The following is a 21,620-nucleotide window of genomic DNA, read 5'->3' on the forward strand; positions in this document are numbered from 1 at the left end:
AAAGCCCCTGGCGGGGCAGGGGCTTTCGGGACTGGCTTTCGGTGCCCTGGCGGGCGCCGGATTATTTCTCGGCGAAGGCGCGCTCGATGACGAAGTCGCCCGGCGTGGAGGTATTGCCTTCCTTGAAGCCGCGCGCTTCCAGCATTTCCTTCAGGTCGCGCAGCATGTCCGAGCTGCCGCAGATCATCACGCGGTCTTCGTTCGGGTTCAGTTCCGGCACGCCCAGGTCTTCGAACAGCTTGCCGCTTTCGATCAGCGCGGTCACGCGGCCCATGTTCTTGTACTCTTCACGGGTCACGGTCGGGTAGTAGCGCAGCTTGCTGGTCACCAGTTCGCCCAGGAACTCGTGGTTGGGCAAGTGCTCCACCAGCATGTCGTGGTAGGCCAGCTCGTCGACCTGGCGCACGCCGTGCACCAGGATCAGCTGGTCGAACTTCTCGTAGATTTCCGGATCGCGCACAATGCTCAGGAACGGCGCCAGGCCGGTGCCGGTCGACAGCATGTACAGGCGCTTGCCCGGCAGCAGATAGTCGGACACCAGCGTGCCGGTCGGCTTGCGGCCGACGATCACGGTGTCGCCCACCTGCAGGTGCTGCAGGCGCGAGGTCAGCGGGCCGCCCGGAACCTTGATGCTGAAGAATTCCAGGTGGTCTTCGTAGTTGGCGCTGGCGATGCTGTAGGCGCGCAGCAGCGGCTTGCCGTCGACGCGCAGGCCGATCATGGTGAAGTGGCCGTTGGAAAAGCGCAAGGCAGGGTCGCGCGTGGTGGTAAAGGAGAACAGGGTGTCCGTCCAGTGGTGCACGCTTAAAACCTTCTCCTCGTTCATGTTGCTCATTGTCTGATCCCGATTGACTAAAAAGTGAAAGCACCAGGCCCCGCGCGGTGGGCGTTTGCTTGGCAATCGGCTGAGCAGGGGGATGGCGCCGTAGAAAATTAGTGGCGTAACTGACATTGTAACGGATCGCGGGCCATCCTGTCTTGCAGGGCAAGCGACAGCTTAATCATATGCTTATGCGGTAGCGCAAGGGGTTTGCGTGGCATGATGGCGGTTTGATAATCATTGTCCCGGTCCCATGCCCGCTTTTTCTCGTTCCACACCGCTGCCTGTTCTGCCGCTGCTGTCGCTGCTGTTACTACTGGCGCTGCTGTCCCTGCCGCTGACGCCGCGCGCCGCCGAGCCGCCGCAGCTTGTCGCTGGCGCGCCAGCCGCCGCAGCAGCCCCAGCCGGCCAGGTTCCCGGCGCGGCGCCGGGGCCGGTCCTGCCCGCGCCCACCTCGGCACTGGTCTTCGCCAATCGCAGCGTGTTCGTGTTCCGCGCCCCGCTGGCGGGCTATCCGCCGTCGGACCGCGCCGCCGGCGCGCTGCGCCGACTGGAGGCCGCCATGGCCAGGGGCGGGCCGCTGAAGCCTGCCATCCGCAGCATCCCCGAAGGCACGCAAGTGCTGCTGGACGGCATGCAACTGTTCGTGGTGACGCCGGCCGACATCAACCTGCTGGCCGGCGACAGCACCGACAGCGTGGCCGGCGCCGCCGCCGCGCACCTGGGCATGGCGCTGGCGGAGCACCAGGAGCAGGGCAGCTTGCGCTACCTGGCCGTGGCGGCCGCCTACTGCGCCGGCGCCACGCTGGTGTATGCGCTGCTGCTGCGCGGCCTGTCGCTGCTGCACCGCTGGGCCGCGCGCCGCAGCGCCGCGCTGCTGGGCATGCGGCTGCGCGACGTGCGCCTGAAGAATGTGCGCGTGCTGGACGCCGAACACTACATCGTCTTCGCGCGCCACCTGCTCAACGCCGCGCTTTGGCTGCTGTTCCTGATGGCCACCTACCTGTGGCTGGCCTTCGTGCTGGGCCGCGTGCCCTACACCCGCGCGTGGGGCGAGCGCCTGAGCGGCTACCTGCTGGACGTGGCGGGCGACGTCGGCCGCGCCGTGGCCGGCGCGCTGCCCGGCATGGTGCTGGTGCTGATCATCTTCGCCTGCGCGCGCCTGGTGGCGCTGACCGCCTCGTCCTTCTTCAAGCGCTTTGAAAGCGGCGAGCTGCAAATGGGCTGGCTGGACCGCGACACCGCACTGCCCACGCGCCGCATCGCCAGCGTGGTGATCTGGCTGTTCGCGCTGGCCATGGCCTATCCCTATCTTCCCGGCGCGCACACGGCTGCGTTCCAGGGCTTGTCGGTGCTGGTGGGGCTGATGGTGTCGATCGGCGCGTCCAGCGTGGTCGGCCAGGGCGCCAGCGGCCTGATACTGATGTATACACGCGCGCTGCGCAAGGGCGAGTACGTCAAGGTCGGCGACAGCGAAGGCACGGTGCTGGAAGTGGGCATGTTCGAAACCCGCCTGCGCACCGGCCTGGGCGAGGAACTGGCGCTGCCCAACGCCTGGGTCATGGGCCAGACCACCAAGAACTACTCGCGCGCCCACACCGGCACCGGTTTCGTGCTCGACGCCAGCGTCACCATCGGCTACAACACGCCGTGGCGCCAGGTGCACGCCATGCTGGAACTGGCGGCCGCGCGCACCGAGGATGTGGCGCCGTCGCCCAAGCCCTACGTGATGCAGGTGGCCTTGCATGACTACTATGTGGAGTACCGGCTGGTGGCGTACGCCAAGGCGGAAGCGCCGCGCAAGCGTGTGGAAGTATTGAACCAGCTGCACCAGCACATTATCGACGTGTTCAACGAGTTCGGCGTGCAGATGATGTCGCCGCACTATATGGCGGATCCGCCGGCGCCGATGGTGGTGCCGAAGGAGGACTGGCACCTGGCGCCCGCCAGGCGGCCGGACCACAATCCGGCCGGCGCCAGTCCCGGGAAGGATTAAGCGCTGGCAGCCTGGGTGCCGCGCTGCTTGCTCCAGTAGCCCACGCCCAGCACCAGCAGCCAGGCTGGAATCAGGTAGACCGACAGGCGCAGGTCCGGCGTCAGATACATTACCACCAGGATGGCGGCCAGGAAGGCCAGGCACAGGTAATTGGTGAGCGGGTAGCCCAGGCTGCGGAAGCCGGTGACCTTGCCTTCGAGCTGCTTTTGCGCGCGGAAGCGCAGGTGAATCCAGCTGATCATGCCCCAGTTGATGATCAGCGCCGAGACCACCAGGCCCATCAGCATGCCGAAGGCTTGGCCCGGCAGGAAGTAGTTGACCACCACGCAGATGCCGGTGGCCACCGCCGACACGCCCAGCGCCGCCAGCGGCACGCCGCGCTGGTTCACCTTGAGCAGCGAGCGCGGCGCGTTGCCTTGCTTGGCCAGGCCGAACAGCATGCGGCTGTTGCAGTATACGCAGCTGTTATATACCGACAGTGCTGCCGTCAGCACCACGATGTTGAGCGCATTGGCCACCACGTTGCTGTTCAGCGCGTGGAAGATCAGCACGAAGGGGCTGCCGCCGGTGACCACCTTGGTCCATGGGTACAGCGACAGCAGCACGCCCAGTGCGCCGATGTAGAAGATCAGGATGCGGTAGATGGCCTGGTTGGTGGCCTTCGGGATGGTCTCGGACGGGTTGGCCGCTTCGGCGGCGGTAATGCCCACCAGTTCCAGGCCGCCAAAGGAGAACATGATGACCGCCATGGCCATCACCAGTCCCGAAATCCCGTTCGGGAAGAAGCCGCCGTGCTGCCACAGGTTGGCGACACCCGCTTCCGGGCCGGCACTGCCAGATACCAGCAGGTAGACACCGAAGCCGATCATGGCCACGATGGCGACCACCTTGATGATGGCGAACCAGAACTCCATCTCGCCGAACGCTTTCACGTTGGCCAGGCTGATGCTGTTGATGATGACGAAGAAGGCCAGCGCCGACACCCAGGTCGGAATGGCGGGCCACCAGTACTGCACGTAGATGCCGACCGCGGTCAGCTCGGCCATGCTCACCAGCACGTACAGCACCCAGTAATTCCAGCCGGCGACGAAGCCTGCCATGTTGCCGCAGTATTTGTCGGCGAAGTAGGCAAAGGAGCCGGCCACCGGCTCGTCCACCACCATCTCGCCCAACTGGCGCATGATCAGGAACGCGATAAAACCCGCCACTGCATAGCCCAGCAGCACCGAGGGACCGGCCATCTGGATGGTCTGCGCAATGCCCAGGAACAGGCCGGTGCCGATGGCGCCGCCCAGCGCGATCAGCTGGATGTGGCGGCTCTTCAGGCCGCGCTTCAGTTCATTCTTCCCGTCTTCAATCATGTCTCATGGTCCCTGATCGTTTTAAAGGCGCGTTGATGTGGATATTCATGCAACACGCGGAAGCCAGTGATTCTAAAGCATAGCCGTGCCGTGCGGTGGACTCAAATCAGTCACTGTAGAATGCTGGCAACATGGTTTTTTTGCTAAGTTAAATATATCATCAGGAGATGGCAATGCTTGACATGGCGCAGCAGGCTGCATGGACTTCGGAGAGCGGCACTGAGGCCTGGGCCGCTAGCCTGCATGGGCAGTTGGCGGGACTCGAGTCGCGCTACGGCGCCCGCGCGGGCCTGGAGCGCGATATCGCCGGCTACGTGCTGACTGGCCAGCCGCGCACGGTGCCGGCGGAACTGAAGACGGCGGTGCGCGCGCTCGGCCAGCAACTGCGCCTGTGCGGCCTGCCGCCGCCGCTGGACGAGGAGGCGCTGCGCGGGTTTTACGCCGGCTTCAGCAGCCTGCCCCCTGCCGTGGCCCTGCGCTGGACACAGGTGCTGGACGCCGGCTGGAATGACGGCGCCGCGCGTCATCACGGCTTGGCCATGCCGGACGGCAGCCACTGGGCGGAGCATTTGCTGGTGCATGCAGCGACCGAGGCGAAGGGACAGGCCGGCCAGCGCGACCGGGCCGTCGGTCCCAGCGCAAGCTGCATGGAAGCGCTGCTGTCTGAAACCGGCCTGCCGCCGCAAGCGCTGCTGCTGGCGGCGTTCACCGTGCCGGCCGAGGTGTACTCCTGGGTGCGGCGGGCCGCGTTGCTGGTGACCGACCTGCCAGGTTTCCCACAGCAGCTGCAGCGCAACCTGGCGCTGGTGCGGCCGCTGCTGTCCGCGCCGTCGGCGGAGCAGCGCGCCCTGCTGGCCGAACTGCTGGCGCAGGCCGATCCGGCCACACTGGCCGAACTGGCGCCCGAAGTCACCGAGTTTGCCACCTGCGGCAGCAAGCAGGTGCGGGGCGCAGCCGAAGCGCTGCTGTTCAAGGGCGGCATGCTGCTGGTACCGGCACTGCACAAGCTGGCCGTCAAGGGGAAGACCGAGCAGCGTTTGCATGCGCTGCGCGGCTTGTGGCTGATCGCCGGCCAGCAGGGCGACGCCGGACTGCGGGCGGCCGCGCTCGCGCTGGCCCAGGCGGACAAGGCCGGCGCGGTGCAGGCGCTGGCCGCCGAATGGAGCAGCAGCGCCGCCGCAGCAGCGGCGCCGCCCGCCGCGCCGCCAGCCATGCAGTGGTCGCTGCCGTTGACAGCGGAACTGGACGCGGCCCTGGCCGACCTCGCGGACGCTATATATATAGCGGTGCGCGAACGCAACGATGAAGCGATACAGGAGTCCGGAAAGAAAGGCGCGCCGCCGCTGGAATTGTGGGATTACCTCACCGATGCCGACGCCGCCACCTTGCGCGGCTTCCTGGGCGAGCACGCCCTGGCGGCGCCGCCGCTCGAAGGACGCTATGGCTGGAGCCCGTTCGGCGAACCGCTGCAGGCCTTCGCCGCCAGGCCGGGCGTCACGCCGGCAGCCGTGGTCAAGCTGCTGCTGGCGTTTGCCCCCGCCAAGGCCGCGGCCGGGAAGATCCTGGTCAAATTGCTGGAAACGGCGCACCGTGCCAATGGCAGGCCGTCGCTGCTTGAATTGCAGCAGTTGCTCGAACCGGCCGGCGTCACGGCCGAACAGGTGTTCGACGATTATTTCCACACTTGGAGCGGCTTGCAGTTCGACTGGCTGCCGCACGAAATCTGGCCTTTCCTGGAGCAGCACCAGGACCTGGTGCGCCGCAAGCTGGCAGCGCCTGCCGAAGACCGCTATGGTTTCGACCGCATGAAGCTGTACCGCGCCCTTGCCATGCTGCCGCGCATGGGAGCGGCCTATGCCGACGTGCTGTTCGAGCAGGCGCTGGGGGCGCAAAAATCCTGGCGCTTGCCGGCGCAGGACGCGCTGGCTGCTTTCGAGGGCAAGGTGGAGCGCATCCTGGCGGCTCTGGCAAGCAGCAAGGCCGATGCGCGCACGGCCGCCGCGAACTGGCTGATGCGGCTGAACCACGCGCCGGCGGTGGCCGCGCTGGAAGCGGCCGTGGCCAGGGAAAAGCACGATGTGGCCAAGGGCGCCATGCTGGACGCCTTGCAGCGCTTCGGCCAGCCGGTTGAAAAGTACCTGGACCCCGACGCGCTGCTCAAGGAGGCGAGGAAAACGCAGAAGGACATACACCAGGACCTGGCCTGGTTCCCCTGGGGCGCCATGCCGCAAGTGGCGTGGGCCGGCAGCGCTGCTCCGGTTGCGCCGGATATCCTGAAATTTCTGCTGGTGCAGGCCTTCAAACAGAAGAATCCCGAGCCGAACGCGGTGCTGCGCAAGTTCTGCGGCATGTTCGAGCCGGCCGGGCGCGACTGTTTCGGCCAGTTCGTGCTGGAATGCTGGCTGGCGCAGGATGTGAGCACCGTGTCGCAGGCCGATGCCGCCGCCATGGCGATACACGACGGCCGCGCGCTGCACGCCGACATGCAGCAGATCCCGGGGTTGTACCAGGGACATCCGATGGAGGGCCGTTCCGAGCCGGAACTGATCGCCTGGTGCCTGAAACAGCGATTGTCGCAGCCGGCCGGAAACGCCGTTGCCAGCAAAGGCGTATTGGCCGTTGCTGCGGCCTGCGCCGGGGCGCGCGCCGCAGCGCCGGTGGAGCGCTACCTGAAAGCCTGGTACGGCACCCGCCCTTCCCAGGGCAAGTCCCTGATCGCCATGCTGGCCTGGATCGACCAGCCGTCGGCCATCCAGCTGGTGCTGGCCGTGGGCAGCCGCTTCCGCACCCGCAGCTTCCAGGAGGAAGCCAGCCGTCAGATCGAGGCGCTGGCCGAGCGCAAGGGATGGAGCGTAGCCGAACTGGCCGACCGCACCGTGCCGGGAGCGGGATTCGACGAGGCTGGCGTGCTCGAGCTGCCGTTCGGAGCGGGCGAAGGCAGCCGCGTGTTCACTGCGCGCCTCGGCCCGGACTTCAAGGTGGCGCTGTTCAATGAGGAAGGCAAGGCCATCGCCGCGCTGCCGGAGCCGCGCGCGGGCGAGGATGCCGCACTGGCCAAGGACGCCAGGTCCGCGCTGGCGGCTGCGAAAAAGGAGCTCAAGACGGTCGTGTCGCAGCAGGCCGACCGCTTGTACGAAGCGCTGTGCGTCGAGCGGGAGTGGCAGTTCGAGGACTGGCAGCTGTACCTGAACCGGCACCCCATCGTGCGGCGCCTGGCGCAGCAGCTGGTCTGGGCCGAGGTCGAGGGCGCAGAGGGCGGCGCGCGCGTGGTGCGGACCTTCCGCCCGCTTGACGACGGCACGCTCACCAGCCGGCACGAGGAAGCCGTGCGGCCCGCTCCGGCCGCGCGCATCCGGCTGGCACACGATACCATCCTGGCGCAAGAGGAAGTGGCCGGATGGCTGGCCCACCTTGCCGACTACGAGGTGGCCGCGCTGTTCCCGCAGCTTGGCAAGGGCGTCTATGCCTTGCCGGAAGCGCTGCGGCACGCGGCCGGCATCGACGACTTCAAGGGCCACGCCATCAAGGCCTTTGCCTTGCGCACCCGTGCGCAGAAGCTAGGCTATGCGCGCGGCGCCACGCAGGACGGCGGCTGGTTCTATTCCTACGACAGGCGCTTCGCTGCGCTGGGCCTGACCGCGCATGTCGAATTTACGGGAAACAGCCTGCCCGAGGCGGACCGGGAGACCGTGCTGACGCGGCTGTCGTTTACCGACAACCGCAGCGGCTCGGCGGCGCCGCTGGGCAAAATTCCCGCCGTGCTGCTGTCCGAGTGCTATCACGACATGCGGCTGCTGGCCGCCGCCGGCAGCGGCCATACCGAGAAGCGGGAAGCCAATGTAGAATGAGGGCAACATGTCCGATTTGCTAACGGCCGGACCATTTTTGAGGAGCGACAATGCGCAGTGCAGCAGTGCAGGAGCAACAGGCGGCCCCGCCGGACCACGACAACGCCGCCGCGTGGCTGGTGCATTTGCGGCGCGCGCTTGAAGGGCTGGACCAGCGTCCCGGCGCACGCGCCGGGCTGGCGGCCGACATCGAATCCTACCTGCTGCGCGGCGAGCCGCGCGCCGTGCTGGGCGAGGCGGCCTGGCTGTCGCCGGTCAGCAGCCAGTTGCACCTGGATGTCGACCGCGAAGAGGCTGGCCGGGACGAACTGGGGCGTTTCTACCAGGCCCTGTGCCAGGCCGGCAGCGCCACGGGTTTGCGTTGGGCGCACCTGCTGGAGTCGGCCGGCACCGACGCCGGCGTTGAGTGCTATGGCATCGTCATGCCGGACGGCAGCCACTGGGCCGAGGCCTTGATGACACACGCGCGAGGCCTTATCTGCCGTGGGTTACGCTGGCCCACGCCAGCCATGCGGGGCCTGAGCGCGGCCGGAGTCGAGGGCCTGCTGACCGAGGCCGGGCTTGCGGCGGACGCCTTGCTGCTGGGCGTCTTCGGCACACCGGCGGAGCACAATTTCCACACCGGGCACCGTGTGCCCGGCGTGACGGAGCTTGAAGGGTATGCGGACTACGTGCAGCGGCACGTGGAGTCGGTAAGGCCATTGCTGGATGCCGGCGACACCAAGCGGCGCGTGATGAGCATGGAACTACTAAGGCCATGCGGCGACGCGACGCTGGCCTCCCTTGCTCCCGAACTGGCGGGCCTGGCCACTTGCGGCAGCAAGCAGGTGCGCGTTGCAGCCGAACCGCTGGCGCGCAGGGCCGCAATAGCGGTATCGCCCGAGCTGGTGAGGCTGGCAACGAGTGGCAAGCCGGACCAGCGCCTGCACGCGTTGCGGCTGCTGCGGCAGGTGGGCGCGGATCGCGGCGATGCGGCCCTGATGGAACAGGCACGCGGCCTGGCCGCAGCCGACAAGGCCGCAACCGTGCAAGCCTTGCTGGGCGAATGGGAAAGCGCGGCCGTGCCGCACAGCGACGCCTGCGCGTACACGATGCCGGTGATCGGCTGGTCCACGGCGCTGACGCCTGAACTGGATGCCGCGCTGGAGGCATTGTGGGCAAGCATCGGCGAGCGCATCGTGCTGCGCAACCAGGAGCGCACCGAGTGGCACGCGAAGTCGGCGGCCCGTGGCCACAACTGGAAACTGGAGCTGGAACCGCCGCTGCCTGCGTCCAGCCTGGAGCGCCTGCGGGCCTATCTTGCCGAGGCAGGCATTGCCGGGCGCCCCGGCGCAGGCATCTGCGAGCTGCATTTTTCCAGCGATGCGCTGGCGACGTTTGCCGTTCAGCCGGGCGTGACGCCGGCGGTACTGGCCAAGACGGCCATGACGTTCACGGAAAAGCGCGACGTCCTGCTCAATTCCAATGTGACGCCGGCGTTCGATGCGCTGTACCGCGCCACCGGCCATCCCACGCTGCTGGAATACCAGCTGCTGGCCGAAGGGGCGGGGAGCACCGCGCGCGATGTGCTGGACAATTACTGCGCTGGCTGGTGCGCGGTCGGCGCCAACATGGCTGCCGAAGATGTGTGGCCCTTCCTCGCCCATAACCGGGATTTGCTGGTTCAGCGCATCCTCTCTCCGGGCGACGACGACTACCGTTTCGAGCGCCGCAAGCTGTATGCGGCGCTGAAGACTTTCCCGGTGCTGCCGCCGCAGGTCGCCGATGCCCTGTTCGAGCTGGCGTTGAGCTCCTTGAAGAGCGCGCGTCCCGGTGCGCAGGAAGCGCTGGACGGCTTTCCGGGCAAGGAAGCACGCATCACGGCCGCACTGGCCAGCGGCAAGGCCGAGGTACGTGCGGTCGCCGCGCAGTGGCTGATGCGGCTCGGCCACAGCGCCGCCGTGCCGCAGCTCGAAGCGGCCGTAGCGAAAGAGAAGCACGACCTGGCCAAGGGCGCCATGCTGGACGCGTTGCAGCGCTTCGGCCAGCCGGTGGAAAAATACCTGGACCGCGCAGCGCTGCTGAAGGAAGCCGGCAAGACGCTGGAGAAGGGCATCCACAAGGACTTGGCATGGTTCCCCTGGGAGCACCTGCCGGCGGTGGCGTGGGCCGACAACAGCACCGCCGTGCCGCATGAGGTGCTGAAGCTGCTGCTGGTGCAGGCCTTCAAGCAGAAGTCCCCGGAACCCAACGCGGTGCTGCGCAAATTTTGCGTCATGTTCGCGCCGCAGGGCCGGGAGGCGCTGGGGCAGTTCGTGCTGGAGGCGTGGCTGGAGGAGGACGTGCGGCCGATACCGGCCTCGGTGGCCGCCGAACTGGCCGCCTCGGACGGCGCTACGCTACTTCACGGCATGCAGAACTGGCCGCAGTACTACGAGAACCATCCTTTGCTGGGGCGGCCGCTGCCGGACCTGGTGGCCAGCGCGCTGCCGCGCCGGCTGCGCCAGCCGGCCGGCAGCGCCATTGCCAGCAAGGGCCTGCTGGCGATAGCGTCGGCCTGCGCGGGCGGGCGCGCGGCCGCGCCGGTGGCGGCTTACCTGAAGCAGTGGTACGGTACCCGCGCTGCGCACGGCAAGGCGCTGATCGCCATGCTGGCCTGGATCGATCATCCCGGCGCCACCCAGCTGATGCTGTCGGTGGGGAACCGCTTCCGCACCCGCAGCTTCCAGGAGGAAGCCACGCTGCAGGCCGAGGCGCTGGCCGAGCGCAAGGGCTGGACGCTGTCGGAACTGGCCGATCGCACCATCCCCGCCGGCGGCTTCGACGAACACGGCGTGCTGGAGCTGAGCTACGGCGAGCGCGCGTTTACCGCGCGCCTCATGCCCGACTTCAAGGTTGAGCTGTTCAATCCGGAAGGCAAAGCCATCGGCGCGCTGCCCGAGCCGCGCGCCGACGACGACGCGGCGCTGGCCAAGGAGTCCAAGGCGGCGCTGTCGGCTGCGAAGAAGGAAATCAAGGGCATCGTCAAATTGCAGGGCGAGCGCCTGTACGAAGCGTTGTGCACGGAGCGCGACTGGGCTTTCGAGGACTGGCAGCAGTACTTGAACCAGCACGCCATCGTGCGCCGCCTGATCCAGCGCCTGGTGTGGGTGGAAATGCAAGACGGCGTGGCCGTGCGTTCGTTCCGGCCGCTGGACGATGGCACGCTCACCGACCGCGATGACAATCCGGTATCGCTGGCCCCGGCCGCCCGCATTCGCGTCGCGCACGATTCCTGCCTGCCGGCCGAAGAGGTGGCGGGCTGGCTGCAGCACATGGCCGACTACGAAGTGGCGCCGCTGTTCCAGCAGCTGGGCAAAGGCGTCTACTCGCTGCCGCAGGGGCAGCAGGACGCCACCGGCATCGAGGACCACAAGGGCCATATGATAGAGACCTTCGCCTTGCGCAACCGCGCGCTCAAGCTGGGCTACACGCGCGGCGCCGCGGAGGACGGCGGCTGGTTCTATGTCTACGAGAAGCGCTTTCCCACGCAAGGGGTGACCGCGCTGATCGAATTCACCGGCAACGGCCTGCCCGAGGAGAACCGCAAGGTGGCGCTGCTGAAGGTCGCCTTTGCCGGCCCGGGCGGCGGGCGCGGCGGGGCGGCGGGCCTGCCCCTGAGTTCGATCCCGAAAGTGCTGATCTCCGAGTGCTACAACGACATGCGCCTGATTGCTTCCGACGGCAGCGGCTTCCATGCCGACTGGCAGTCGCTCAGCAACTACTAAAACAAGCAGCAAAGCGAGCCCTGATGAATACCATTCCACCTGTATTTCCGCAAGGCACGGAGCCGCATCGTGCGGTGCTGCGCGCCCCGGCCGAGCAAGTGCACGCGGCCGACCTGGCCCGCCTGGCCGAACGCGACAGCGGGCCGCGCCCGCCGGGCTGGCGGATGTCGCCGCGCGCAGTGCGCAGTTTCATCATCGGCGACGACAGGCTGGACGTACGCCGCAAGTTCTATGGCGACGACGCCCTGATCGACCGTTGCATCGTCACGCTGATGAGTCAGCGCGGCCTGCTGCTGGTGGGCGAGCCCGGAACGGCCAAATCCATGCTGTCGGAACTGCTGGCGGCGGCCATCTCGGGGCAATCGGCGTGCACCGTCCAGGGCACGGCCGGCACTTCCGAAGAGCAGATCAAGTACAGCTGGAACTACGCGCTGCTGCTGGCGGAAGGGCCGACGCAGCGCGCGCTGGTGCCCGGGCCGATGTACCAGGCCATGCGCGGCGGCTGGCTGTGCCGCTTCGAGGAAGTGACGCGGGTGCAGCCCGAGATCCAGGACTGTTTAATCAGCCTGCTGTCCGACAAGGTGATCCACGTGGCCGAGCTGAACGGCGAGGATGGCACGCTGTACGCTGCCAGGGGCTTCAATGTGCTGGCCACGGCCAACCTCCGGGACCGGGGCGTGCATGAAATGTCCAGCGCCCTGAAGCGCCGCTTCAATTTTGAAACGGTGCGGCCGATCGCGGACCGGCAGCTGGAACTGAAACTGGTGCGCGAGCAGACCGAGGCCTTGTTGCGGCACGCGCAGGTGGAGGTCGAGCTGGCGCCGGAAGTGATGGAGCTGCTGGTGACGGCGTTCCAGGACATGCGGGAGGGCGCGACGGCGGAAGGCGTGGTGCTGGAGCGCGCGACGGCGGTGATGTCGTCCGCCGAAGCGGTGGCGGTGGCTTACGCGGCTTGCCTGGACGCCCACTATTTCGGCGACGGCGCCGTGGGCGGGGAGCACGTGGCGCGCCAGCTGATCGGCACGGTACTGAAGGACAATCCCGACGACGGCAAGAAGCTGCGCCATTACTTCGACGTGGTGGTCAAGCAGCGCGCCCAGCGCAGCGCGCAATGGAAGCGCGTGCTCGAAGCGCGCCGGGAACTGGAGCGCTGATGACGCATCCGGCGGACCCGCCTGGCGTGGCTGCGCTTGCCGAGGCCATGCTGGACGTGCCTGGCCTGACCCGGTTGGGCGAGTCCTTGCTGTCCGACGAGCTGGTGCTGTTCCCCGTGCGTCACCACAGTCCCGCCTGCGCGCTGCAGCTGCAGCGGCTGTTCGCCGCGCGCGGTCCGAGCATGGTGCTGGTGGAGGGGCCGGCGTCCTTCACGCCGCTGATACCGGCGCTGACGGCGCCGGAAGCGCAGGCCCCGCTGGCAATCTACACCTACGCCGTGCTGCAGGGCGGGCAGCGCCATGCTGCCTACTATCCATTTTGCGACTATTCGCCGGAGTTGCTGGCGCTGCGCGAGGCGCGCCGGCTGGGCATACCGGCGCGCTTTGTCGACCTCGATTTCGTCCAGCAGCTCCGCTTCAGCGCGGCGCACGACGATGGGCCCGACAGCGGCGGGCGCTCGCTGCTGGATGAACGGCACTACCGGCACAGCCGGTACCTCGCTGAACTGGCCAGCCGTGCCGGCTGCCGCGACCACGAGGAATTGTGGGAGCACCTGTTCGAACAGCCCGCGCCCGGCCTGGCGCTGGAGCAGCACGTCGCGAACGTGGCGGCCTATTGCGCACTGGCCCGTGCCAACGCATCCAGCGAGGAATTGATGGCGGACGGCACGCTGGCGCGGGAAGATGGCATGGCCGCCCGCATCCTTTCGGCGCTGTCCGAGCGCCGCCGGGGAGACGGGCCGGTGGTCGCCGTGCTTGGGGGCTTTCATGCCGTCGCCATGCCGGCGCTGCTGCAAGAGCGCCGCCTGCAAGCCGGCCGGTTTCCGCAAGCAGCGGAAACCGGCGTGCTGGACGCCGCCGACGCCCTGATCCGCTACAGCTTTGAACGACTGGACCGCTTGAACGGCTATGCGGCCGGCATCACCTCGCCCGGCTGGCACCAGCGCATCTGGGACCTGTTGCAGAAGCACGAGCGCGCAGGCGTGGCGGGCAAAGCGCGGGTGCGGCAGGAAGCCGCGCTGTCCACCCTGTACGAGCTGGCCGCGCAACTGCGCGAGAGCCACGGCGTCGCAGTTCCCATGCCCGCGCTGGCGGCCGCCTATGAACAGGCGCTGGGCCTGGCCGCACTGCGCGGCCGCTCCGGGCCGGTGCGGGACGACGTGATGGACGCCGTCACCAGTTGCTATATCAAGGGCGACGCGGACGCGGAAGGCCGCCTGGTGCGCCAGGCAGCGCAGCGCTTGATGTGCGGCGAGCGCATGGGGACGGCGCCGCCCGGTGGCGCAGCACCGCCGCTGGTGCGCGACGTGGAGCAGCGGGCGCTGCGGCTGCGGCTCAAACTGCAGGCGGGCGGCATCCGGCGCGTGGTGCTGGACATTTACCGCCGCAGCGAACACCGCGCCACCAGCCGTCTGCTGCACGGTCTGGCCCTGCTTGAGGTGCCATTCGCCGTGCGCACGGCGGGGCCGGATTTCGTTGCCGGGCATGGGCTGGAGCGCTTGCAGGAGCACTGGGAGTACGCCTATACGCCGATGACGGAGGCGGCCCTGGTGGAAGCCTCGGTCTACGGCATGACACTGCCGCAGGCCGTCGCCAGCCGCTACGCGGCACAGCTGCAGCGCCTGCACGACAACGGCGCGGCGGATGCCGCGGCGGCCGCCGGCGCCCTGGCGCAAGGGTGCGTGTTGGGCTTGCATGCCGAGCTGCCGCGCGTACTGGCCTTGCTGCGCCAGTCGGTGGCGGCGGATGCGCGGTACGAACGCGTCACCAGCGCCGCTGTCGCCATCGCCCTGCTGTGGGAGGCGCGCGAACCGCTGGAAGCGCGGCACGCAAGCGAACTGCCGCTGGTGTTGGGCGCCGCCTACGAACGGGCCATCTACCTGGCCACGGCCAGCGCCAGCGATCCTGCCGGCGGCGCTGCAGGCAGTTCGGGTGGCGGCGCAGCGCACGACGCGCAGGCTTCTGCGCTGATGCGCTTGCGGGAACTGCTTGCCAGCGAGGCCGGCCGGGGGCTGGACGCTGCACTATTCTGGAACATGGCGCAACATGCTTTCCGCCGCCATCCCTCCGCCATGCTGCGCGGCGCCGCCGCAGGCGTGCTGTTCGGCGGCGGATACCTGGATGACGCCGCGCTGGCGGCCTCGCTGCGCGGCCACCTGGAAGGCTTGCTGGCGCCGCCCGAAGCCGTGGCCTTCCTGCGTGGCTTGCTGAGCAGTGCGCGCGAGGCGGCCTGGCAGCTGCCGGCCTTGCTGGAATCGGTCAACGGCATGCTGGCGCGCTGGCCGGAGGCCGAGTTCATCGGCTGCCTGCCGGAACTGCGCCTGGCCTTCGCCGCCATGACGCCGCGCGAGACCGGCCGCATCGCCGAAGCGGTGGCCGCGCTGCACGGCGGACAGAGTCTTGGCCAGCTGGTCCACCACGGCGTAACGGAGCGCCAGTTGCAGGCCAATCTCGCGCTGTCGCAGGCGGTGCGCACAGCGCTGGAGCAGGATGGCCTGGCCGGATGGGGAGCGGGGCATGACTAGCCAGCGCTGGCGCCTGGTGCTGGGCAAATACGCCGAAGACAGCTTGCCGGGCGGGGCGCTGGAGGGGGCGCATAGCCGCATGGACCACGCGCTGGAGTATCTTTACGGCCGCGAATACGGCGGCCGGGGCGTGCGTCCAGGCTCCCTGGACGCGACCCAGCTTACGGTGGTGAACTGGCTGGGCGAGGTGCGCGCGCTGTTCCCGCGCGAGACGGTGGAAATCATCGAGAAGCACGCGCTGGACCGTTACGGCATGACCGAGCTGGTGACCGATCCCGACACGCTGGCGCGGCTGGAGCCCAACCAACAGCTGCTGCGCACCTTGCTGGCTTTGCGCGGCCATCTGAAAGGCGAGGTGCTGGAGATGGCGCGCCGCATCGTACGACAGGTGGTGGAGGAAATCCGCCGCAAGCTGGAGCCGGAAGTGCGCCGGACCCTGTCCGGCCGCCGCAACCGGTTCCGCCATTCGCCCATGGCACAGGCCAGCAATTTCGACGCGGCAGGCACCTTGCGCCGCAACCTGAAGCACTACAGCCTGGAACGGCGCCAGATCGTGCTGGAGCAGTTGCTGTTCTTTGAACGCAACGCGCGCCGTCTTCCTTGGGACATCATCCTGTGCGTGGACCAGAGTGGCAGCATGGCCGATTCGGTGATCCACAGCGCGGTGATGGCGGGCATATTGGCGGGTTTGCCGGCTTTCCGCGTCAAGCTGGTGGTATTCGATACCAGCGTAGTGGACCTGTCCGAGGCGGCGGACGATCCGGTGGAAACGTTGATGCGCGTGCAGTTGGGCGGCGGCACGGATATCGGCCAGGCGCTGCGCTATTGCAGCCAGCTGGTTGAAAATCCGCTGCGCACGGTGCTGGTACTGGTGACGGACTTTTGCGAAGGGGCGCCGCCGGGCGAACTGGTACGCGCAGTGCAGAAGCTGGCCGAAGCCCGCGTGCGGCTGCTTGGACTGGCGGCGCTGGACGGCAGCGCCAATCCGGTCTATGACAGACAGATGGCCGACACGCTGGCGGCATCCGGCATGGAGATCGCCGCGCTGACGCCGCAGCGCCTGGCGCACTGGCTGGTGAAAGTGGTCTCGTGAGCACGCGCCATCCTTTGCTCGGCGCGCTGGCGGCCCAGCTGGCGCGCTTTGACGACGACGCCTGGGTTGCGCTGGCAAATCGCGGCCTGTTGCGCCGCGCGCTGAAGGACCTGGAGACGCAGCAAGCCGAGATTGTGGATGACGGCGGTGCCGACCCGGCCACGCTGGCGGTGAGCATGGGCGGGCAGCACATCCTGTTCGACGTGCGCGGGCCGGCGCAGGCACGCTGCAGCTGCCCGGCGGCCGGCGTCTGCCAGCACATCCTGGCTGCCGCAATCGGCCTGCAGCGGATCACGGCCGGTACGCTGTCCACGGCTCCTGCGCCGCCTGGCGTGCCTCTGCCGGCCCAGGCGCCAGCCGGGGAAGGACAGGCCGAATCGGGTGACGGGCCCGTGGCGGCAGCGGACCCGGATGGTCTGGATCTCCTCGCCGCGGAGCTGCTCGCCTTGCCGGCCGAGGCCCTGACGGCGCACGCGGGCTTGGCCGGCTATCGATGGGCGTGGGAGTACGTCCAGGCGCTGGACCTGCGGCGCGGCCTGACGGTGTCCGGCGACCGCAGCATCGTGCTGGCGCTGCGCCATCCCCGTATCACCTTGCGCTACATGGGCGGCGGGCTGGCGGCGATGGTAGCCGGCAGCGCCACGACACACTTGCCCCGGATGCAGGTCGCCGCGGCGCTGGCCTTCCGCCGCCTGAACGGGGTCGAGGATGCGCCCGCCGCCGCACGGTCCGCCAAACCGTCCGCCACACTGTCCGCTTCGTCCGCCGCCGACGCCCCGCGCAGGCCGCCGCTGCAATCCAGGCAGGATGAATCGCGGCGCAGGCTGCTCGCGGCGGTGTGCGGCGCCGCCGAGGATTGCTTGAGCCTGGGCCTGTCGCACCTGTCCGACAACACGCAGCAACGCTTCAACACCCTGGCCGTGTGGGCGCAGGGCGCGGACTGTTACCGCCTGGCGCTGCTGCTGCGCCGGATCGCCGACCATGCGGCTGCGTTGCTGGCGCGCGGCGCCGGCGCCGACGAGCACCGGCTGCTGGAGCAGCTTGCACTGGCCGTCGGGTTGGCGCGCGCGCTGCAGGCGGCGGGCGAGCGGCCGCCGCAGCATTTGCTGGGCAGGGCGCGCAGCAGTTACGAGGGCGGCGGCACGCTGGATTTGCTGGGCCTGGGCGCGCACGCATGGCGCACGCCGGCCGGATACACCGGTTTGACGATGCTGTTCTGGTCCGAGTCCAGCCGCGAGTTCACCGCCTGCACCGAGGCACGCCCGGTACTGCAACGGGGGTTCAATCCGCTTGCGCGCTACCGCGCACCGGGGCCCTGGCAGGGCCTGCACGCGCCGGCGGCGGCGACCGGGCGGCTGGTCCGGCTGGTCAATCCGCAGCTCAACGACACGGGCCGGCTGTCGCCCGCCGAGCGCACCACAGCCAGCGTGGAGACAGCGGCTGGCTTCGCGGCCCGTCTGCCGGCGCGCGCGCGCTGGGCCGATATCGCGGCGGAGCGGGCGCAGTGGGGACGCAGTCTGCTGGCGGAACCGGACCCGATGCGCGACTGGTGCGTGCTGGCGCCGCGCCGCTGGGGCTTGCCCGTGTTCGACGCGGCACGCCAGACGCTGTGCTGGACGGTGTATGACAGCCTGGATGCGCCGCTGGTGCTGGAACTGGCGTATTCGCCCTTCAACATGGCGGCCATCGAACGCATCGAGCTGCATGCGGCGCGCGGAATCGCGCCGGGCACGCTGCTGGTGGCGCGAATCGCCGATACGGCCGGGGGGCTGCTGGGCGAGCCGCTCAGCCTGGTATTGCAGGGCGACGATGGCATGCCGGTGGATTGCCTGCACTTTCCGCAGCCCGAGGCCGGCGCGGTCGCCGCAGCCGAGGGGGCTTTGCCCGCCGGGCCGCGCGGATCGGCAGCGGCAGTGGCAGGCAGCGCACGCCTGTCGCGCGGGCCGCAGCCTGCGCTGCAGCCGCTGCGCGAGTTCCGGCACTGGCTGAACCGGCAGGCCGAGCGCGGGCTGCAGGAGCACAGGCTGCCGGCCTTCGGCCGCGAGTACGCCGTCCGCAGTGCGCAGCTTGCCGCCCAAGGCCACTCGCTGTTTCAGCGCGGCGGGCCGGCAACGCCGGAGTTGCTGCTGTGGGCCTGCTATCGCTGCATGCAGCTCGACCAGCTGGCCGAGCACAGGCCCGCTGGCGCAGACCCGGACAGCTAGCGGAGCAGCCCCGGACCGGGGCGCCGTGCGCTGTCGCCCATGCGGAACTCGCCCACCAGCGCCACCAGCATGGCGGCCTGGTCCTGCAGGCTTTCGGCAGCGGCCGCCGCCTGTTCCACCAGCGCCGCATTCTGCTGGGTCACATCGTCCATCTGCACGATGGCCTGGTTGACCTGGGCGATGCCGGTGCTCTGCTCGGCGCTGGCGTTGGCGATTTCGCCGATAATGGATGTCACCCGGCCCACGCTGGCCACCACCTCGTCCATGGTGCTGCCGGCGTTGGCCACCAGCCTGCTGCCGGCCTCCACCTGCGTCACCGAGGCGTTGATCAGTTCCTTGATCTCCTTGGCGGCACTGGCGCTGCGCTGCGCCAGGTTGCGCACTTCAGAGGCCACGACCGCGAAACCGCGCCCCTGCTCGCCGGCGCGCGCCGCTTCCACGGCCGCGTTCAGCGCCAGGATATTGGTCTGGAAGGCGATGCCGTCGATCACGCTGATGATGTCCACCACCCGCCTTGACGAGTGGTTGATGGACTCCATGGTCTGCACCACTTGCGCCACCACGCCGCCGCCGCGCACCGCCACCTCGGAGGCGGAGGTGGCCAGCTGGCTGGCCTGGCGCGCATTGTCGGCGTTCTGCTTGACGGTGCTGGTCAGCTCTTCCATCGAGGCGGCGGTCTCCTCCAGCGAACTGGCTTGCTGCTCGGTGCGGGCCGACAATGCCGCGTTGCCCTGGCTGATCTCGGTGCTGGCGGTGGCCACGCTGCCGGAGGCCACGCACACCTGGGACAGCACGCCGTGGATCTTGCCGACGAACTGGTTGAAGCCGTTGCCGATGACGGCCAGTTCATCCTGGCCCTGCACGCTCAGGCGCGCGCCCAGGTCGGCATTGCCGCTGGCCAGGCCTGTCATGGCCGCGCCCAGTGTGCGCAGCGGACGCGTGAGGCGGTTGACCAGCATGATCAGCAGCGCCGCCGTGGCCAGCGCGCACAGCACCGACACCACCAGCGTATAGCCCAGCAGCTCGCGCGCCGGCGCCTTGGCCACGGCGCGCGGGAAGCTCAGCTTCACTGCCCATGGCGCGATGTCGGCGTGCAGGTACAGCGGCTGCAGCAGGTGCACCAGGCCGCTGGCGTCCTCGTATTGGTAGGGTTTGCCCTGGCGCACCTGCTCGATGCCGGCGGCAGGGATGTCGCTGGCCGGCTTGCCGGTGAGCTGCGCGTCCGGGTTGCTGGCGTACAGGCCGCCGTTCGACACCAGCGCCAGCTGGCCGCCTTCGATGGTCTTCAGTTCGGCCAAAATCTTGGCCAGCCGGGTCAGCATGAAGTCGGCGCTGGAGACGCCAATGAACTTGCCGTCCACCAGGATGGGTGCGACCAGCGACGCCATCAGCACGTCCTTGCCGTTGACAGGATAGGCATACGGCTCGGTGAAGTAGACCTTGCCGCTGCGCTTGGGAATGTCGTACCAGTCGTTGGCGCCGGGTTTGGGATCGAACACGATGGGTTCCACCGACACGGCCGAGCCATTCCGGGTCCAGTACGGCATGTAGCGGCCGGTGTCGTCGTAATGCGGCTTTTTGCCAGCGTAGTCGGCGTCCTTGCCGTCGAGGGCGTTCGGCTCGAAGGTGACAGCGGCGCCCAGCAGGTCTTCCGAGCCGAGCAAGGTGGCCTTGCTCATTTCGCCGATCTGCTCGCGCGCCAGCGGCACGCCGGCGGCCTTGGTTGCGCGCAGGGCGCCGCCGGCGTTGATCACGGCCGACAGGTTGCTGCCGATGCGGCCTTGCACGGCGGCGGCCGCTTCGCGCGCGGCGGTGTGGGCCAGCTCCATGGCGGCCGCTTCGGCCGAACTGCTGCTCTTGATGCCGGTGACGGTGGCCGTGACGGCCAGGCTGAGCACCACCAGCGCGGTGGCTGCGGCGCAGATTTTGGCGTTCAGGGACAGGGCGGCGTAGGCCTGCTTCGGACTCATGCTCATGCGTGTCGCCTTTCTTTAGAAGACTTTGGTGAGGGACAGGACTACCGTGCCGCGCGCGACGTTGGAGATGTCGAAGGCGCCGGACCGGTTCGGTATGCCCAGCGTGTAGATATCGTAGGCGTTGGTGGCGCCCTTGGCGCGGGTGTAGGCGCCGCTGATGCTCCAACCGTCCTCGAGCGCCTTGGTGAGGCCGACCTTGCCGTCCTTCCAGTCCCAGATGTGGTTGCCCGCGCCGGCCACGCGGCCGTCGCCGTAGTGCAGGTTCAGGGTGTGGCCGCCGCCCACTTCGACATTGGCGCCCAGGTCCAGGTAGCCGGTGCCGCGCGCGTCCGGAATGCCAAAGAAGTCGCGTGAAATGGTGCGGTTGTACTTGGCGTACAGGGCCCGGTAGGTCAGGCCCAGCGATACTTCGTTGTAGTGGTATCTGGTGCCCGTGGCGCGGTAGATGGCGTTCGGGTAGCGGTAAACGTAGAGCATGGCGCTGTAGCCGACGCCGCCCACGGCGCCGCTGTAGCCGCCGTAGATGTCCCACTCGACGGTAGCGCTTTCGACGAACTTGTCGCTGATGGCGGAGGCCCAGGTGCCGGCCGACAAGCCGCTGGGATGCACGTAGTCCAGCCCGCCTTGCAAGGCCGGCTTGTCCCAGGTCTGGCGGATGCCGCGCGAGACGTACTGGCTGGCCAGGGTGATGTTGGCAGTGACGGCCGGAACGGCCGGTGCCGGTGCATCGCCGGCTGCTGCGGATTCTGCCGCAGATGCAGCCTGGGCACACAGGCCGAGATAGAGCGCGGCACAGGCGTGCGCGCAGGTTTGGTGGTACGTCATGAAGATGCCCCTGGCTGAATTGTGTTAACTGCAAGCGGGGTTGGGGCTTGGCGTAGAGCAAAATTTTACAGG

11 protein-coding genes are annotated in these 21,620 nt (G+C 68.5%); 7 read left to right on the forward strand and 4 right to left on the reverse strand.

What is annotated here, in order from left to right; genetic code table 11:
• Positions 1-61 precede the first annotated feature (61 nt).
• Positions 62-835 (reverse strand): ferredoxin--NADP reductase, encoded by a 774-nt coding sequence (locus ASD15_RS18110; RefSeq protein ID WP_057156411.1) that lies wholly within the window; start codon positions 833-835, stop codon positions 62-64.
• A gap of 238 nt (positions 836-1,073) precedes the next feature.
• Here ASD15_RS18110 and ASD15_RS18115 point away from each other — a divergent pair, with 238 nt between their 5' ends.
• The gene (locus tag ASD15_RS18115; protein ID WP_057156413.1) at positions 1,074-2,816 is read left to right on the forward strand and encodes a mechanosensitive ion channel family protein; all 1,743 of its coding nucleotides are present in this window, start codon (positions 1,074-1,076) and stop codon (positions 2,814-2,816) included.
• Here ASD15_RS18115 and ASD15_RS18120 read toward each other — a convergent pair.
• Positions 2,813-4,177, reverse strand: a complete 1,365-nt coding sequence (locus ASD15_RS18120; protein WP_057156415.1) for an amino acid permease — start codon at positions 4,175-4,177, stop codon at positions 2,813-2,815. The genes ASD15_RS18115 and ASD15_RS18120 overlap by 4 nt on opposite strands.
• Before the next feature lie 173 nt (positions 4,178-4,350).
• Between ASD15_RS18120 and ASD15_RS18125 the strand changes: the two genes are divergently transcribed.
• The 6 genes from ASD15_RS18125 to ASD15_RS32415 are packed head-to-tail and all read left to right on the forward strand — an operon-like array spanning position 4,351 to position 18,747.
• Entirely contained in the window at positions 4,351-8,025 is a 3,675-nt protein-coding gene (locus ASD15_RS18125; RefSeq protein ID WP_057156417.1) for a DUF4132 domain-containing protein, read from the forward strand.
• Positions 8,026-8,075: 50 nt separating this feature from the next.
• Positions 8,076-11,771 (forward strand): DUF4132 domain-containing protein, encoded by a 3,696-nt coding sequence (locus ASD15_RS18130; RefSeq protein WP_057156419.1) that lies wholly within the window; start codon positions 8,076-8,078, stop codon positions 11,769-11,771.
• A gap of 23 nt (positions 11,772-11,794) precedes the next feature.
• The gene (locus tag ASD15_RS18135) at positions 11,795-12,925 is read left to right on the forward strand and encodes an AAA family ATPase (RefSeq protein ID WP_057156421.1); all 1,131 of its coding nucleotides are present in this window, start codon (positions 11,795-11,797) and stop codon (positions 12,923-12,925) included.
• A complete protein-coding gene (locus ASD15_RS18140) occupies positions 12,925-15,450 on the forward strand; it encodes a DUF5682 family protein (protein WP_057156423.1) in 2,526 nt (841 codons plus the stop codon). The genes ASD15_RS18135 and ASD15_RS18140 overlap by 1 nt, the downstream gene beginning before the upstream one ends.
• On the forward strand, positions 15,443-16,543 hold the full coding sequence (locus ASD15_RS18145) for a VWA domain-containing protein (protein WP_057156751.1): 1,101 nt from the start codon (positions 15,443-15,445) through the stop codon (positions 16,541-16,543). The genes ASD15_RS18140 and ASD15_RS18145 overlap by 8 nt, the downstream gene beginning before the upstream one ends.
• Entirely contained in the window at positions 16,540-18,747 is a 2,208-nt protein-coding gene (locus ASD15_RS32415; protein WP_057156425.1) for a hypothetical protein, read from the forward strand. Before ASD15_RS18145 ends, ASD15_RS32415 begins: the two co-directional genes overlap by 4 nt.
• Here ASD15_RS32415 and ASD15_RS18155 read toward each other — a convergent pair.
• Together ASD15_RS18155 and ASD15_RS18160 are read right to left on the reverse strand one after the other, a co-directional pair.
• Complete coding sequence (locus ASD15_RS18155; protein WP_157201007.1) at positions 18,744-20,723, reverse strand: methyl-accepting chemotaxis protein; 1,980 nt, start codon at positions 20,721-20,723, stop codon at positions 18,744-18,746. The genes ASD15_RS32415 and ASD15_RS18155 overlap by 4 nt on opposite strands.
• 15 nt (positions 20,724-20,738) lie before the next feature.
• Complete coding sequence (locus tag ASD15_RS18160) at positions 20,739-21,548, reverse strand: TorF family putative porin (RefSeq protein ID WP_057156427.1); 810 nt, start codon at positions 21,546-21,548, stop codon at positions 20,739-20,741.
• Between the last annotated feature and the right edge of the window lie 72 nt (positions 21,549-21,620).

This window comes from Massilia sp. Root351 (genome assembly GCF_001425045.1).
Classification (GTDB): domain Bacteria; phylum Pseudomonadota; class Gammaproteobacteria; order Burkholderiales; family Burkholderiaceae_D; genus Rugamonas.

What these genes read in the sequence shown, in the direction of transcription:
- ASD15_RS18110 (WP_057156411.1), bottom strand. Translation starts at nt 835, where the DNA reads ATGAGCAACATGAACGAGGAGAAGGTTTTAAGCGTGCACCACTGGACG.
- ASD15_RS18115 (WP_057156413.1), top strand. Translation starts at nt 1,074, where the DNA reads ATGCCCGCTTTTTCTCGTTCCACACCGCTGCCTGTTCTGCCGCTGCTG.
- ASD15_RS18120 (WP_057156415.1), bottom strand. Translation starts at nt 4,177, where the DNA reads ATGATTGAAGACGGGAAGAATGAACTGAAGCGCGGCCTGAAGAGCCGC.
- ASD15_RS18125 (WP_057156417.1), top strand. Translation starts at nt 4,351, where the DNA reads ATGCTTGACATGGCGCAGCAGGCTGCATGGACTTCGGAGAGCGGCACT.
- ASD15_RS18130 (WP_057156419.1), top strand. Translation starts at nt 8,076, where the DNA reads ATGCGCAGTGCAGCAGTGCAGGAGCAACAGGCGGCCCCGCCGGACCAC.
- ASD15_RS18135 (WP_057156421.1), top strand. Translation starts at nt 11,795, where the DNA reads ATGAATACCATTCCACCTGTATTTCCGCAAGGCACGGAGCCGCATCGT.
- ASD15_RS18140 (WP_057156423.1), top strand. Translation starts at nt 12,925, where the DNA reads ATGACGCATCCGGCGGACCCGCCTGGCGTGGCTGCGCTTGCCGAGGCC.
- ASD15_RS18145 (WP_057156751.1), top strand. Translation starts at nt 15,443, where the DNA reads ATGACTAGCCAGCGCTGGCGCCTGGTGCTGGGCAAATACGCCGAAGAC.
- ASD15_RS18155 (WP_157201007.1), bottom strand. Translation starts at nt 20,723, where the DNA reads ATGAGCATGAGTCCGAAGCAGGCCTACGCCGCCCTGTCCCTGAACGCC.
- ASD15_RS18160 (WP_057156427.1), bottom strand. Translation starts at nt 21,548, where the DNA reads ATGACGTACCACCAAACCTGCGCGCACGCCTGTGCCGCGCTCTATCTC.